This is a genomic window from Mesorhizobium mediterraneum (genome assembly GCF_002284565.1).
GTDB classification, from domain to species: domain Bacteria; phylum Pseudomonadota; class Alphaproteobacteria; order Rhizobiales; family Rhizobiaceae; genus Mesorhizobium; species Mesorhizobium mediterraneum.
The window spans coordinates 12,367-26,931 of sequence record NZ_NPKI01000011.1; the positions used below are offsets into that span (position 1 = coordinate 12,367).

19 protein-coding genes and 1 tRNA gene are annotated in these 14,565 nt (G+C 61.1%); 8 read left to right on the forward strand and 12 right to left on the reverse strand.

Translation table 11 applies throughout. The annotated features are described in order from the left end of the window. Positions 1 to 6 precede the first annotated feature (6 nt). From CIT25_RS05215 to CIT25_RS05240, 6 genes are all read right to left on the reverse strand, one after another. Positions 7 to 498, reverse strand: a complete 492-nt coding sequence (locus tag CIT25_RS05215; protein WP_095483504.1) for an arsenate-mycothiol transferase ArsC — start codon at positions 496 to 498, stop codon at positions 7 to 9. Continuing rightward, complete coding sequence (locus CIT25_RS05220; RefSeq protein WP_095483505.1) at positions 474 to 959, reverse strand: UPF0262 family protein; 486 nt, start codon at positions 957 to 959, stop codon at positions 474 to 476. The genes CIT25_RS05215 and CIT25_RS05220 overlap by 25 nt, the downstream gene beginning before the upstream one ends. Positions 960 to 965: 6 nt before the next feature. Then, positions 966 to 2,258, reverse strand: coding sequence for a histidinol dehydrogenase (gene hisD, locus CIT25_RS05225; RefSeq protein ID WP_095483506.1), 1,293 nt, complete (start codon positions 2,256 to 2,258; stop codon positions 966 to 968). A 10-nt stretch (positions 2,259 to 2,268) separates the two neighbouring features. After that, positions 2,269 to 2,700 (reverse strand): DUF2948 family protein, encoded by a 432-nt coding sequence (locus CIT25_RS05230; protein ID WP_095483507.1) that lies wholly within the window; start codon positions 2,698 to 2,700, stop codon positions 2,269 to 2,271. 91 nt (positions 2,701 to 2,791) lie between these two features. Beyond that, positions 2,792 to 4,084 carry a UDP-N-acetylglucosamine 1-carboxyvinyltransferase gene (murA, locus tag CIT25_RS05235; RefSeq protein WP_095483508.1) on the reverse strand — a complete coding sequence of 431 codons (1,293 nt, stop codon included), beginning with the start codon at positions 4,082 to 4,084 and terminating at the stop codon, positions 2,792 to 2,794. 129 nt (positions 4,085 to 4,213) lie between these two features. Next, a complete protein-coding gene (locus tag CIT25_RS05240; protein ID WP_095483509.1) occupies positions 4,214 to 4,402 on the reverse strand; it encodes a hypothetical protein in 189 nt (62 codons plus the stop codon). A 214-nt stretch (positions 4,403 to 4,616) separates the two neighbouring features. Between CIT25_RS05240 and CIT25_RS05245 the strand changes: the two genes are divergently transcribed. Next, positions 4,617 to 4,691 (forward strand) — tRNA-Thr (locus tag CIT25_RS05245). 771 nt (positions 4,692 to 5,462) lie between these two features. Further along, complete coding sequence (locus CIT25_RS05250) at positions 5,463 to 5,762, forward strand: DUF1236 domain-containing protein (RefSeq protein ID WP_095483510.1); 300 nt, start codon at positions 5,463 to 5,465, stop codon at positions 5,760 to 5,762. Here the strand turns inward: CIT25_RS05250 and CIT25_RS05255 are convergent. Together CIT25_RS05255 and CIT25_RS05260 are read right to left on the reverse strand one after the other, a co-directional pair. Beyond that, positions 5,753 to 6,634 (reverse strand): transglutaminase-like domain-containing protein, encoded by an 882-nt coding sequence (locus CIT25_RS05255; protein WP_095483511.1) that lies wholly within the window; start codon positions 6,632 to 6,634, stop codon positions 5,753 to 5,755. The two genes, CIT25_RS05250 and CIT25_RS05255, sit on opposite strands and share 10 nt — an antisense overlap. 70 nt (positions 6,635 to 6,704) lie before the next feature. After that, a complete protein-coding gene (locus CIT25_RS05260) occupies positions 6,705 to 7,595 on the reverse strand; it encodes a transglutaminase family protein (protein ID WP_095483512.1) in 891 nt (296 codons plus the stop codon). Positions 7,596 to 7,813: 218 nt separating this feature from the next. Here CIT25_RS05260 and CIT25_RS05265 point away from each other — a divergent pair, with 218 nt between their 5' ends. Next, positions 7,814 to 8,014: a hypothetical protein gene (locus CIT25_RS05265; protein WP_095483977.1), complete on the forward strand. Its 201-nt coding sequence runs from the start codon at positions 7,814 to 7,816 to the stop codon at positions 8,012 to 8,014. A 145-nt stretch (positions 8,015 to 8,159) separates the two neighbouring features. On the opposite strand, the gene CIT25_RS05270 is transcribed toward CIT25_RS05265, so the two are convergent. Continuing rightward, positions 8,160 to 8,360, reverse strand: coding sequence for a CsbD family protein (locus CIT25_RS05270; protein WP_095483513.1), 201 nt, complete (start codon positions 8,358 to 8,360; stop codon positions 8,160 to 8,162). Between the two features lie 191 nt (positions 8,361 to 8,551). Continuing rightward, a complete protein-coding gene (locus tag CIT25_RS05275) occupies positions 8,552 to 8,815 on the reverse strand; it encodes a hypothetical protein (protein WP_029348484.1) in 264 nt (87 codons plus the stop codon). 220 nt (positions 8,816 to 9,035) lie between these two features. On the opposite strand from CIT25_RS05275, the gene CIT25_RS05280 reads away from it, so the two are divergent. Beyond that, positions 9,036 to 9,320, forward strand: coding sequence for a DUF3606 domain-containing protein (locus CIT25_RS05280; RefSeq protein WP_095483514.1), 285 nt, complete (start codon positions 9,036 to 9,038; stop codon positions 9,318 to 9,320). On the opposite strand, the gene CIT25_RS05285 is transcribed toward CIT25_RS05280, so the two are convergent. Continuing rightward, positions 9,277 to 10,278 carry a YihY/virulence factor BrkB family protein gene (locus CIT25_RS05285; RefSeq protein ID WP_095483515.1) on the reverse strand — a complete coding sequence of 334 codons (1,002 nt, stop codon included), beginning with the start codon at positions 10,276 to 10,278 and terminating at the stop codon, positions 9,277 to 9,279. The genes CIT25_RS05280 and CIT25_RS05285 overlap by 44 nt on opposite strands. A 356-nt stretch (positions 10,279 to 10,634) precedes the next feature. Here CIT25_RS05285 and CIT25_RS05290 point away from each other — a divergent pair, with 356 nt between their 5' ends. From CIT25_RS05290 to CIT25_RS05305, 4 genes are all read left to right on the forward strand, one after another. Continuing rightward, positions 10,635 to 11,261 carry an outer membrane protein gene (locus tag CIT25_RS05290; RefSeq protein WP_095483516.1) on the forward strand — a complete coding sequence of 209 codons (627 nt, stop codon included), beginning with the start codon at positions 10,635 to 10,637 and terminating at the stop codon, positions 11,259 to 11,261. A 351-nt stretch (positions 11,262 to 11,612) separates the two neighbouring features. Further along, entirely contained in the window at positions 11,613 to 12,926 is a 1,314-nt protein-coding gene (locus CIT25_RS05295; RefSeq protein WP_095483517.1) for an NAD(P)H-dependent oxidoreductase, read from the forward strand. Between the two features lie 104 nt (positions 12,927 to 13,030). Then, a complete protein-coding gene (locus tag CIT25_RS05300) occupies positions 13,031 to 13,273 on the forward strand; it encodes a type II toxin-antitoxin system VapB family antitoxin (RefSeq protein ID WP_095483518.1) in 243 nt (80 codons plus the stop codon). Then, positions 13,273 to 13,665: a type II toxin-antitoxin system VapC family toxin gene (locus tag CIT25_RS05305; RefSeq protein WP_095483519.1), complete on the forward strand. Its 393-nt coding sequence runs from the start codon at positions 13,273 to 13,275 to the stop codon at positions 13,663 to 13,665. The genes CIT25_RS05300 and CIT25_RS05305 overlap by 1 nt, the downstream gene beginning before the upstream one ends. Before the next feature lie 15 nt (positions 13,666 to 13,680). On the opposite strand, the gene proC is transcribed toward CIT25_RS05305, so the two are convergent. After that, positions 13,681 to 14,496, reverse strand: coding sequence for a pyrroline-5-carboxylate reductase (gene proC / locus CIT25_RS05310; RefSeq protein WP_095483520.1), 816 nt, complete (start codon positions 14,494 to 14,496; stop codon positions 13,681 to 13,683). Positions 14,497 to 14,565 lie beyond the last annotated feature (69 nt).

Sequence of the window (14,565 nt, forward strand, 5' to 3'; positions counted from 1 at the left end):
GCTTAATCAGCGCGGTTTTTTTGCTTCCGGCGCCAGAAAACGGCCGCCGATCCGCGCCTTCAGCCGTTCGCGCACTTCGCGATAGGCTGCCATGATTTGCTCACGCGTGCCGCCCACGCCGGTCGGGTCGGGCATCGGCCAGTATTCGACGTCGACGGCAAGCGATCGGGTAAGCTCGAGCGCGGTGTGATGCGCCTCCGGCGACAGCGTGACGATCAGGTCGAAATAGTTGTCCTCGAGATCGTCCAATGTCCTCGGGTGCCGTTCACCCAGCGAAAGCCCGTCCTCGGCCAGCACGGCGTCGACGAATGGGTCGCGTTCGCCGCCGCGCACCCCGGCCGACGCCACGAAAGTGGTCGCCGGAAGCACCTGGCGCGCCAGCAGTTCGGCCATCGGCGAGCGCACGGCGTTCATGCCGCAGACAAACAGGATCGAGCGGGGCAGGATCGAGCGGGGCAGAGGGGCTGGCAGTTTCAGCCTCGCCAGTGCAGCACGCATACCAGCGTGAACAGCCGGCGCGCCGTGTCGAAATCGATCTCGATCTTGCCAGCCAGCCGGTCCATCAAGGTCTGTGAGCCCTCATTGTGCAGACCGCGCCGGCCCATATCGATCGCCTCGATCTGGCTGGGGGTCGAGGTGCGGATGGCGTCGTAGTAGCTTTCGCAGATCATGTAATAGTCCTTGACGATGCGCCGCAGCGGCGTCAGCGAAAGGATGTGGGTGACGACCGCCGCGCCGTCCTCGCGCGTCACCGCGAAGACCAGGCGGGATTCGGCCAGCGACAGTTTTAGCCGGTAAGGCCCGGCGCCGTCGTCATTGACCGGCTGGAAGCGGTTTTCCTCGATCAGATCGAAGATCGCCACCGCCCGCTCATGCTCGACATCGGGCGTCGAACGGCCGATCGACTCGTCGAGTTCGACATCGATCAGCCTGGCATGGGTTCGATCGTAGTCGGACATGTCAGTCTACATGTTCAGCCGTATGGCGACCGAGCGTCCATGCGCGTCGAGGCCTTCCGCCTTGGCCAGCGCGATGGCCGCCGGCGCCAGCGCCCGCAACTGCTCCGGCCCGAGCTTCAGGATCGAGGTGCGCTTGACGAAATCGAGCACCGACAGCCCGGATGAGAAGCGCGCCGAGCGCGCCGTCGGCAGCACGTGGTTGGAGCCGCCGACATAGTCGCCGATGGCTTCCGGCGTGTGGCGGCCGAGAAAAACGGCACCTGCATTGCGCATCCGCGCCAGGAAGGCTTCCGGCTCGTCGATCGCAAGCTCGACATGTTCGGCCGCGATGCGGTCGACCAGCGGCAGTGCTGCCCCGATTCGGGGAACGAGGATGACCGCGCCGAAGTCGCGCCAGCTCGCGGCCGCCGTCGCGGCGCGCGGCAGGCTTTTCAACTGGCGCTCGACCGCCTGTTCGACCGCCGCGCCAAAGGCGGGATCGTCGGTGATCAGGATCGACTGCGCCGACACGTCATGCTCGGCCTGGGCAAGCAGGTCGGCGGCGATCCAGTCCGGATCGTTGCTGCCGTCGGCCACAACAAGCACTTCCGAAGGCCCGGCGATCATGTCGATGCCGACCGTGCCGAATACCTGGCGCTTGGCCGCGGCGACATAGGCATTGCCAGGGCCGACGATCTTGGCGACCGGCTTTATCGTCTCGGTGCCATAGGCCAGCGCCGCGATCGCCTGCGCGCCGCCGACGCGGTAGATTTCGGAGACGCCGGCGAGGTCGGCGGCCACCAGCACCAGCGGCGGCACCCCGCCGCCGGAGGCAGGCACAACCATGGCGATGCGCTCGACGCCGGCGACCTTGGCTGGGATGGCGTTCATCAGCACCGAGCTCGGGTAGCTCGCTGTGCCGCCCGGCACATAGAGCCCGACCGCTTCGACCGCCGTCCAGCGCGAGCCGAGCTCGACGCCGGCGGCGTCCGTATAGCGGTCATCCTGCGGCAGTTGCCGCTGGTGATGGGCGCGGATGCGCTCGCGCGCGAATTTCAGCGCTTCGATCGTCTGCGGATCCGCTGCGTCGTACGCCTTGGCAATGTCATCCTCGGAGACGGCAATGCCGAGCTTGATCAGGTCGCCGCCGCCGAATTTTTGCGTGTAGTCGACCAGCGCCGCGTCGCCCTCGGCGCGCACTCGTGCGATGATCTCGCGCACCACGGCATCGACATCAGCCGAGACTTCCCGCTTGGTCAAAAGGAACGCGGCAAAACGCTGCTCGAAATCGGCATCGGACAGGCGAAGGGTGATGGCCATCTTGCGCTGCTCAGGCTCTGTGGAAGGGGCGCGAGGTCGCTTCCCAGGCACCACCGATGTCGGCGAGCCGCGCCTCGATGCACTCGACATCGAGCATGATCGCGCCACCGCCTGAAAAGATCAGCTCGACAATGCCGGCCGGCTTGTCGAGGGCGAGAAAGCTGATCGCCAGCAGCGACAGCACCTCATCAGGCTTGTCGCGGGCAATGCCGCTGGTCTTGGCGCCCAGCACCCGGTCGAAATGCAGCACACTTTGCCGCCGCTCATTGTGCTGACGGAACAGGCCCGATTTCGCCTCCCAGACGAAGCGGTTCATGGTCACCACGAAGCGCTTGGCCGCGGGCATGTATTCGAGGTCGCCGACCTTCAGCACGGCGTCCTGGACATGGGCCGAGACGATGCTCAGATCCTGATCGTCGAGCGCGACAAGCTTGAGAGCCATGCGGATTTCACACCTGAAAGTTGACAATTCAACCTTCTGTTAGGCGGTCTTTTCGGTCCGCGCAACCGCGCCGCAAACCTTGCGAAATCGCCTAGCCGGAAATCCGCTCGATCACCGCGCCGCAGCCGGACAGCTTTTCTTCCAGCCGCTCGAAGCCGCGGTCGAGATGGTAGACGCGGTTGACCGTGGTCTCGCCTTCGGCCGCCAGGCCGGCGATGACCAGCGACACCGAGGCGCGGAGGTCGGTCGCCATGACCGGGGCGCCCTTCAGCTTCGAGACGCCGTCGACGATCGCCGTCTGGCCGGAAAGCGTGATGTGGGCGCCGAGCCGGGCAAGCTCCTGCACGTGCATGAAGCGGTTCTCGAAGATCGTCTCGGTGATGCGCGATTTGCCCTTGGCCATGGTCATCAGGCCCATGAACTGCGCCTGCAAATCGGTCGGGAACGCCGGGAAGGGCGCCGTCGCCACGTCGACCGGCGCAATGCCGGCGCCGTTGCGCCTGACGCGGATGCCGGAATTGGTCTGCGTGATCTCGGCACCCGTCTGGGAAATCACGTCGAGCGCGGTCTGCAACAGGTCGGCGCGTGCGCCTTCGAGCACGACGTCGCCGCCGGTCATCGCGACGGCCATCGCATAGGTGCCGGTCTCGATGCGGTCGGGTATCACCCGGACGCGCGCACCCGACAGCGCTTCAACGCCGTCGATGGTGATGGTCGCGGTGCCGGCGCCGGAAATCCTGGCGCCCATGGCGTTGAGGCAATCGGCGAGGTTGACGATCTCGGGCTCGCGGGCGGCGTTTTCGAGCACCGTCTCGCCTTTGGCCAGCGAAGCCGCCATCATCAGCACATGGGTGGCACCGACCGATACTTTCGGGAAGACGTAGCGGTTGCCGACAAGACGGCCGTTCCTGGTCTTGGCGATGACATAGCCGGTGTCGACGTCGATATCGGCGCCAAGCACCTGAAGGCCTTCCAGGAAAAGATCGACTGGGCGCGTGCCGATGGCGCAGCCGCCGGGCAGCGAGACCTTGGCCTCGCCCATACGGGCAAGCAGCGGCCCGATCACCCAGAAAGACGCGCGCATCTTCGACACCAGCTCGTAGGGTGCCGTGGTGTCGACAATGTTGCGGGCGGAAAAATTGATGGTGCGCGAATAGCCTTCTTGCTGCTTTTCGCGGCGGCCGTTGACCGAATAGTCGACGCCATGATTGCCGAGGATGCGGATAAGCTGCTCGACATCGGCCAGGTGCGGCACGTTTTCCAGGGTCAGCGTGTCGTCGGTCAAAAGCGAGGCGATCATCAGCGGCAGCGCGGCATTTTTCGCGCCCGAGATCGGAATGCTTCCGGCAAGCTTGTTGCCGCCGACAATTCTGATGCGATCCATGGAAGAAACGTCCCCTCGGCCGAAAGGCCGGTTTTCAATCGGTTGAGTCTGTTGTGGCCGGTCTAGACCATTGGCCGGCTTGGTTCAAGAAACAGGATTTCGGGCTTGGGCCCAGCCTGTTGATATAGGTCAATCCTTTTGCGTTTCCCTTAAGGCATCGAGCCCGTCCGGCCGCTTGTCGGCGTCGCCAGTGCGCCGCGAGCGCGACTGCGCCTTGCGCTTCTGCAGATTGGCGCGCAACTGCTCCGCGAGCCGGGTCTTGCGGTCGGTCTTTTTCGATGGACCGCTTTTGTCAGGTGGAATTATCGTGTCGTTCATGGTTCCGTCCCGGCTGACGCTTAAAGCGACGTGCGTCCGCCTGGACGCACAAAGTACGCTTTAATACTTTTTATCTCGCCAATCCGTTCTCAAGGGATAGCCAACATTGTGGCGCCGCCATGTCCGGAAAACCCGCCGGAGCGGGCTTTCACAGATGACTTGCGCTTGGCCTTGCGCTTGCCGGTTCGATATGGCAGAAGCCCCGCCATCAGCGGCTGCGGTAGCTCAGTGGTAGAGCACTCCCTTGGTAAGGGAGAGGTCGAGAGTTCAATCCTCTCTCGCAGCACCAGTTTTCCTGAAGACTCTCAATAGTGTGCTTCGCCTGGTCATTTCTTCTTTCCGGCACCAGCAGGCGAACGAAGGCGCAACACGGCACCAGTATCCGTGGATTTTCCGTGGACTTTATCCCCGTTGCATTTACGAGTCGTGCGGAAATTCAAGCCGTCGACGAGGAGTGACGATGTGTCTCCCGTCGGCTAAAAGACGCGATGCCTGTTGTGGTCTTAATCGGATTGTTTGCGCTCTTGGCGATCGGCAAATTGTTTGAGCCGCTGATCGGTGGGATCGGTTTCTTTTTGTTGATTGGTATCGGGCTGCCCTGCATTATGGCCGCCTACTATTATGCTTGGGACCTTCGGAACCGAGACAAGTTTCGCAGAAAGTGACGGGCAGCCTGCCGAGCGCAAGCTGATGCTGGGTCAAACCTAAGCTGGATCCTGCTACAATCCCCTATGGCCGCTCGATTAGTGGTTATCCTGGTGCTGCTTTTCGCCTTCGCCTACGGATTCGCAAAACTCGTGGAACGTTATGGCGACGCTGGCGACAAACCCTCTCCGTGTGAACAATGGCCGCATCCTGATTGTCCAGTCCCAAGCGCGCCTCCTCAGGAAGAAACTAAGCCTTGAGCGGGCGCGACCTCAAACGTCAGCGTTGATATGCCGTGGCAGCGGGTTCGCGCCGCGCCACCGGAACAGGAATTGCTCCGCCCCGTTTTAGATAAGTAAGCAACCCGTGGCGGCAGCAATCAAGCACCGCAGCTGAAGGTTGCTCGGAGGCTAATATGGGTAAGCAACTTACATCGGCTGCGGCAGGCATCCTTCTGCTCGTTGGTGTCAGCGCCGCCGCTGCTCAGGACGTCATCATTCAACCCGAGCAGGACACTGTGATCCGGGAATACGTGAAAAAGAAACCGTTGGCATCCCTCAGCCTTCCCGGCGTGGAGCTCAACATCGGCACTGCTCTGCCCGAGACAGTCGAGCTCTACGAGGTGCCGGACGTTCAGTACCGCTACGTAGTCATCGACGGCCGAACCGTCCTGGTCGATCCAGGTACCCGCAAGATTGTGAAGGTCTACGATTGACTTGACCCCTCCCGCTGAAGCCCGTCATGCCGAAAGGTGCGGCGGGCTGGCGCCTTCTCAGGCTCGGCTTGGACTTCTTCTGTGATGACTTCGAAGCGAGTAAGCCGGGAAAGACCGAAGCTCGTTGAGATGGCGACGTCATTCGCATCGCATCCCGTCGCCATCAGGATTCTGCCGATACGAGGCTGGTTATGCCGTGCATCAAAGGTGAACCAATGGCCGCTGAGATAGGCTTGGAACCATGCGTTGAAATCCATGGGATACGGCATCGGCGGTATCCCGATGTCGCCGAGGTAGCCGGTGCAATATCGCGCCGGAATGTGCATGCAACGGCACAGCGTGATTGCCAGATGCGCAAAATCACGACAAACGCCGGCCCGATCGGTTAGCGCGCCGTAGGCGGTCCGCAGCGTGTCCGCGGCCTGGTAGTTGAAGGCGATGTGTTCGTGAACGAAATCACAGATCGCCTGGACGCGCGCCCATCCGGGTGCGGTGTTGCCGAAATTGGCCCAAGCGAAGTCGCCAAGCCGATCGGTATCGCAATAGCGACTGCCGAGAAGAAACCTGAGCACGTAGTCGGGCAGCTCTTTGATATCGTGCTGGATGGCGTCGGCGACCACAATTTCTGGCTTACCGGTGTCATAGATTTCGAAGTTCGTTGATATCGTCGTCAGCCCGGCGGGCGCTTCTATTCTCGTGCATAGATTGCCGAAAGCGTCGATATAGCCGCGGGCCTCGCTCGGGCGATCGAAGCCGATGATTTGTTCTGTCAAAAGATCGATGCGACGTGAAGGATGGATCTCAAGGACGAGCAGCATCGGTGTCGGCTGCGGACATTCGTAGGCAAGCTTGAAACCGGCGCGGATACGCATGGCAGCTCCAACGCGTTGATTTCAGCAAACTCCAGACTGTCCGAACAGTTCCGCAAAACATTAGGGTTCTCTAATTTCCATTGGTGCCGGCTTCCTTCACCACCTTGACCTCCACCGTCATGCCGAGAAAACTCGACGTGCTGCCGGAGTAGCTTCCAGAAAGAGGGATGGCTTGCTGCGGGTGCCTGGCGACGGCCACCCTGATCAGATCCCGGTTGCCGACAATGCCATTGGTGGGATCGAACTCGACCCAGCCCGCGCCAGGCAAATAGACCTGGCACCAGGCATGCGTCGAACCGCCGCCGAGGACAGAAGCACTATCGCGGTTCGGCACATAGACATAGCCAGTCACAAAACGCGCGGCAAAACCCAGCGAACGAACTGCTTCCATCATAAACAGCGCAAAGTCCCGGCATGTGCCTCGACGCAGGTGCAACGTCATGAGCGGCGGTTGCGTCCCTGGTTCAGTTCGACGGGAATACACAAAGCTCTCGTGGATGGCATAGCAAAGCGTCATCAACAATTTGCCCGTCTCGGTATGCCCTCTGGCACTCACGAACTGTCGTGCCCATTTGCCGATCTCGTCGCCGTCATCGAGATGATGGCGCTCCATGGTTTGAGTGAGGTCGGTTGCCTCGTCGGGATCATAGGAGAAGGGATAGCTGAGTGCCGCTTCATCGATCCGGAAATCAGGCGCATGCTGCGGTGTGTGATCGAGCCGAATGTCTGTCACGAAACGCAGTTCGTCTTCGGAGCCCTTGAAGTCGACTACCGCAACGCAGTTTCCGAAAACGTCGTGGATCCAGCGAATCTCTTTGGGCTCGGGGTTCACAAACAGCGCGTGATCGAGAAGTCGCTGATCGAAACTATCGCGCGGCCTGAACATCAGCCGGTGCTCGCCAAACGTCACCGGTTGCGTGTAGCGATAGACGGTCGTGTGCTTGACTGAAAAAATCGGCATTGGCTTGCGTCGACCACCTGCGATATCAGCGCAATCATATAATCTTTTTCGATGTGCAGCGGACAAAATGGAGTCCTCCGCCTCGACCGGATCGCATCAGGCGCCGTAGGCCTAAGCCTTTTGCAATCTCCAATTGGTAGACTCTCTCAATGCCCCGGAACTTAATCTTTGCGCCAAGGAGGGGCCAAGGCGAGGAACGTCGCAAACGGGAGGAAGTAATGAACGAAGACTACGATCTGGCCATAGGTCACGACAAGCCCTACGAAATAGCTGCTTTCGCTGAAAAGCATGGCCTTACGATAGGGGCTGCCGAGCTGATCCTTTTCGCCTATAGCCCGTCCCGAGCGGCGTGCGATACTGCCGCAACCGCTTTCCTCACGGCAGTCGCCGCACAAGCCAACAGACAATCGGCGCGCTAGCTCTCGTTCCGAACATCCTGAAAGCGACGGTGGCGTAGATCACCTCGCCACCGTCGCATACACGTCGCCCGCCGCTCATTTCGGAGCGGCAGGCTTTGGACGGTGCCGAAGGCTGCGCCGATCGACGGCGCAGCCTTCTGAACGCTCAGGTGAGGCTTCTGGACCAGTCGTCTATCTGGCGCTCTGCCTCTTCCTTGGCAATTCCATACCGCTCCTGAATACGTCCTGCGAGTTGGTCACGATTGCCCTCGATGCGATCAAGGTCATCGTCCGTGAGGTCGCCCCATTGCTCCTTGGCCTTGCCTTTGAACTGCATCCATTTTCCCTTGATTTGATCCCAGTTCATGGATTCCTCCTTTGTTGTCTGGAGGAAATGCAAATGGACACCACACGTTCCCGAACGGCGGATCGCCCATGACGATTATTATGGGCGACGCAGCAAAAGCCGCCGGCCGGAGCCAGCGGGGCGGAGAAGGGGATTGAATGGAACCGTCCGCGTCTTGAAATCACGCTCGACAGAAAGGTTCCCCAGCGGGATCAGCTGGCGCGCGCCAATGCGATCGATATGACGTTGTCTGCATCCGCCCCCGGTAGATCGAACAACATCGGAAGTTGGCGGGTCATGGCCATTTCAACGATCAACTCTTCAATGGAAGCTGTCGGCAGGTCGGTCTCGACACTATTCGAGATCATCGAGGCAAGCTTGTGGACTGGCACTGGTGCCGACTTCGCACGGTCGTCGAGCAACCTGCTGATTTCGATTACAACGTCTGCGTCAATGCTCTTTGGCAATTCGCGCATGGCTTTTCCTCCCTGCCCGTATCATGCGCGTGCCAGAGGGCTGAGTCTCGAAAAATCGACGTATGGAACCGAAGGCGTGCGTCGGTCCGATTGCTTTGCTGCGTCAGGGCTGAGGCGAAAAAGCGAAGTGCACTGGTGTCGCATGCGGCAACGAAATCGCCCCTTTTGCGTTGGCCAATCATACATCGTTCAGCAAACGTGACCAAAAAGGAGAGTAAGCATGACAGCCGACGCGGCGAAGCTCTATCCCCGCCACCGGGATCGGATCTCCGGCAGCGAGGACTACATAGTAGCGCATTTTGCCCGGCAAAACGGTATCACCCCGGCGCAAGTCCATCAGTTGATCAAGAGATATGGAAGCAACCGCGCCAAGCTGGTGGCGGCGGCGAAGGAACTTCGCACGTCGCTTCGATCAGATGTCCCCAAGCCCCTGCTAGGCTCGGGCCGCCGCGCCGGACGTCTCAGCGCCGGTGTTGATGCCAGAAATGGCTTAGAAACGCGGTGAGGAGACTGCTGAAAACAATCCAGCCAAGGATTTCGTTTTCAGACTTTTCAATCCTGGCCGCCGTCGCCAGCTTCTGTTCGCGATCACTTGCTTTGATGGTCGCCTCCAGATCGGATCGGCTGCCATATCGAACCGAGTAGGCTCGTGTAAACTCGGCGCCCAGCAGAAAGATCTCGGACGAATAAAAGACCCACAACAGCACGACGAGCAGCGCACCGGCTGCGCCGTATGACGATGCGGTTGCGCTTGCTCCGATATACCAGCCGATCAGCGACTTGCCGATCGTGAAGAGAAACGCCGTCACCACGGCGCCGATGCCAACGTCGCGCCATCGCAGCGCGCGATCGGGCAGGACCTTGTAGATTGCCGCGAACAAAAGCGCGATCAGGGCAAACGAGACGATCCCGTTGATTGTGCTCAGGATAATGGTGCCGAAGGGTAGATATGCGTTGATGATTTCGCCAAGCGCAGAAATTGCAGCGCTCGCGACCAGGGACACCAGGAGCAGGAAGCCAAGCGCGGCGACGAGCCCAAGGCTTGCGGCGCGGGCCCGCACAAGCCCGGAAATCGATGTCTTAACCGGTTTGACTTTCCAGATTTCGTTCAGCGCAAGCTGCATTTCGCCGAACACGCCGGATGCGGTGACGAACAGCGTGACGAGCCCCAGGATGGCCGCAAGAGTGCCCGCCGTCCGATGGGAGGCATTTTCGATTGTCGCTTGCAAAAGCTCCGCGCTCTGCGCCCCCATCAGACCCGCGAGCTGGGCCGAAAGGGCAAGTTGCGCCGCATCATTTCCGAAGGCCAGGCCAGCGATAGCGACAACGATGAGCAGGATCGGCGCAAGCGAGGTTGTGGCATAAAACGCCATTGCTGCCCCGTGACTCAGGGCGTTGTCATTGATGAAGCCGACAATGCTCTCCGTAAGGAGTGCCCAGCCCTCTTTCGCCAGATTCCACATACTAGCCTCACCTGCCTCTCAGCAAGCAATTAGAGGCAGCACGGCAGCGGACCAGAGCAGCAAATGGGGAAGTCCGTTTGGATCCGGAGTTTAGGTGATGGATCTTGAGTTGTTTGGCGAGGTGCCACCACTTGCCATGTCCCGATACGGCATTTCCCGGACAAGCGTTGCCAGGACGATCAGATAGCCGGCGGCTGAGATTCCAGACCTGGGAGCGGGCGTGGCGGTCCGCTTCGCGGCAATACGGGCCAGGGTTCGACGTGTTGAATGTTTCCACAGCGTTGCAGTTCAGCAACAGACTTAGAGGAGATAGCCGGCTACTGTGGGGGATATTTCTAGAGCCGAGGAGGGGTGCCATGTTTTCCATCAGACGGACTGCTTTCACCGCCACGATACTGCTTGCCTGGGGCGGATGCGCTCTCGCGGCAGACCCAGTGTATGAGGAGCCCGTGGTCGCTTCAGTCTATGACTGGAGCGGTGTCTATCTTGGCCTGCAAGCCGGATATGGCTGGGCTGATGCGGATGTGACGATTTTCACCAATCCACCACTTGTTGGAACGGCCGATCTGGATGGAGCATTTGCTGGAGCGCTTGCCGGCTATAATTTCCAGTCCGGAAATTTCGTGTTCGGTGTCGAGGGTGACATAAACAAGAGCTGGATCGAGCTCGACGATGACGGAGACGCCGAGATCGACTGGTTCGGGTCCGTGCGCGGACGCGTGGGCTACGCTTGGGATCGCACCTTACTTTTTGGCACCGCCGGTATTGCCTTTGCGCATGGCGAAGTGTCTACGGTTGTGGAAGATGACGATATGAGCTTCACCGGCTGGACGGCGGGGCTCGGCGCGGAACACGCTTTCACCGACAACTGGCTTGGGCGGGCCGAATATCGCTATTACGATTTCGGCACGGAAGACATCACGCGCGGGGAAGTCGACCTGACGATGCACACCGTCTCTGTAGGCATTGCGTACAAGTTCTAGTCTAAACGAAGCCAGCAGACGGAGCCGACTGCCGAGGGGCGGTCCCGGACGATCCAAGCCGGGCCTCAGGTATTGAGCGCAGGCTCCGGCACCGTCGTCGCTCTCACGGCATGACTGCTTGCGGTGCGGGCGTGAACTCATTTTGTCATGCCAACCTCGCCTGAAATCCTGTCGGGGCGCGCCGCGCCCGACAGGGGCGTTCCTCGTCTCTGAACAGTATCCAGGCTGAACCTTATCCGCTCGCGACGTGAGAGCCAGCCACAAGAAATTGCCTACGGCGGCCGGTTTCGTTGGCAAAAGGTGGGCGTTCCCTGCTATTCCCCCCTCAAATCAAAAGCAGTGGACTTGCGCATGACCAATGTCGCCCTGACCGGGCTTGCCCGCGATCTCGCCAAGCGCGCCGCGGAAGGCCGTCCGGTGCGCATCGGCGTCATCGGCTCCGGCGAGATGGGCACCGACCTGGTGACGCAAGGCATGCTTATGCCTGGCATTTCGGTGTGCGCCGTTTCGACCCGGCGCCCGCACACGGCACGTGACGCCATCCGCATCGCCTACGGCGACGAGGCGATGGCACGGGAGGCCGATACGCCGTCGAAGGTCAGCGAGGCGATCGAAAGCGGCAAGATCGCCATCACCTCGAACGAGATGCTGGTGACCAATCCGCTGATCGACGTGGTGATCGACGCTACCGGCAAGCCGGGCGTCGCCGCCGATTTCGACCTGATGGCGATGGAGCACGGCAAGCATCTGGTGATGATGAACGTCGAGGCCGACGTCACCATCGGCTGCTATCTGAAGCAGCAGGCCGACCGGCTCGGCGTTGTCTATTCGGTCGGCGCCGGCGATGAGCCGTCGAGCTGCATGGAACTGATCGAGTTCGCCTCGGCACTCGGCTACACCATCGTCTCGGCCGGCAAGGGCAAGAACAACCCGCTCAACCACGACGCCGTCCCCGATGACTATCGCGCGGAAGCACTGCGGCGCAATATGAACCCGCGCATGCTGGTCGAGTTCGTCGACGGATCCAAGACCATGGTCGAGATGTGCGCCATCGCCAACGCCACCGGGCTGGTGCCTGATATTGCCGGCATGCACGGCCCCAAAGCCGATCGCGATGAATTGGCCAAGGTGCTCATCCCGCGCGCGGATGGCGGCATCCTGTCGAAGAAGGGCGTCGTCGACTACACGATCGGCAAGGGCGTGGCGCCCGGCGTCTTCGTCATCGTCGAGGCGACGCATCCGCGCATCATCGAGCGTATGGACGATCTGCATATCGGCCACGGTCCCTATTACAGCTTCTTCCGGCCGTATCATCTGACCTCGCTGGAAGTGCCGCTCACCGCCGCGCGTATCGCGCTCTACGGCAAGCCGGACATGGTGCCGCTGCCGAGGCCGGTTGCCGAGGTCTGCGCCGTGGCCAAGCGCGATCTGGCGGCAGGAGAGACGTTCGATGCGATCGGCGAGACCTGCTACCGTTCGTGGACCATGACTGTCGAAGAGGCTCGCGCCAACCGCGCCGTGCCGGTCGGCCTGCTCGAAAGCGGCAAGGTGCTGAAACCGGTCAGGAAGGGCGAGCTGCTGACATCAGGCAATTCCGCACCCGACCCGACGACCAAGCTGTTCGCCTTGCGCCGGCTGCAGGACGAAATGCTGTATGGGGCTTGATGCCGTCGAGAGTGGGAGCTGTCGGACGGCTTTCGTCCGAGCACGCTGGTATTGTCATGACAAACTCTCTATATTGTAGTGACAGCGAGGCGGAGGCCGATTACATGAATCTTCAGATCAGGGACCCGCGCGCACGCGAACTGGCGCGAGAGCTTGCTGCCAAACGAAAGATTTCGATGACCGAAGCGGTCATCGAAGCGCTTGAATCCGAATTGAAGCGGGAAAGCGGACGCATTCCCCTGGCGGAGCGGCTCGCTGCCATTGCCAACGACTTCAAGGCCAAGGCAGGCCAGGGCGGTCGGGCTGTCAACAAGGATGAGATCGACGAAATGTGGGGACATTCCTAATGTTCGTCGACACCTCCGTGGTTGTCGCGATTCTTTCAGGAGAAGAGGATGCCGGCGAGTGGAGCAACCGCATCGAGGCAGCGCCAGCAAGGATAACTTCGGCGCTGGTCGTGCTTGAAGCGGCGATGCGGCTTTCAACGATGCTCGCCGTCCAGCCGGTTGTCGCCGGGGACGCGATAGAGGCGTTTCTTCGCGAGGCTGAAATCGAAATCGTGCCGATCGACGCCGGCGATGCCGCGCTCGCGATCCAGGCGTTTTCAGACTATGGAAAGGGGCGTGGGCATCCCGCCCAGCTCAACTTAGCCGACTGCCTTTCTTATGCCTGCGCAAAAAGTCATGGCTCCGCACTGCTCTACAAGGGTAACGATTTTTCGCATACCGATCTCGCGTAATCCGCGAAGCCGAACCTACTTCCCCAACTCGATCGACTTTAGCCGCGCCGCTTCCACCGCTTCGGTGAGCAGGTGGGTCAGCCGGTCCTCGCCCATCAGCACGGCCAGCGCGGCGGCCGTGGTGCCGTTCGGGCTGGTCACCTGCTGGCGCAGCACGCCCGGATCTTCGCCGCTTTCGGCGGCGAGCGAGGCGGCGCCATAGACCGTCTGCATGGCCAGCAGCCTGGCCGTCTTGGTCGGCAAGCCGGCCTTCTCGGCCGCCACGGTCAACGCTTCGATGAAATGGAAGATATAGGCGGGTCCCGACCCGGACACCGCCGTCACCGCATCCATCAGGCCTTCGTCGTCGATATCGGTCACTTCCCCACTCGCCGAAAGCAGATCGGCGACGAAACGCTTGGTGTCGTCGGAAACCAGCCTGTTGGAAAACACCACCATCATGCCCTTGCCAATCGCCGCCGGCGTGTTGGGCATGCAGCGCACGATCGGCGCGCGATCGCCCAGAATGGCCTCGAACGTGGCGACCGGCGTTCCGGCGGCGATGCTGACGAAGGTGGTGCGGCCATCATTGAAGCGCTTGTAGGCGGCGGTCACGTCGCGGATCACCTGCGGCTTCACCGCGATGACGACGAGGGCCGGCACCGCGTCCGCCGGAATGCCGCCGGCATCTGCGGCGGCACCGCAGCCCAGCGCTTCGGCGCGCTTGCGCAGATCGGCATTGGGCTCGACCACGAAAACCGCCGCCGGGGGGAGCTTGCCCGATTTCAGCCAGCCCGAGAGCATGGCGTAACCCATATTGCCGCAGCCGGCGAGAACGAGCCTGATCGTCATGGAAAACCTCCGCTAAAAGGTTCTCCCATAGACGCTCGCGACTAGGCGGGAAAGTCCTCTTGGGATGGA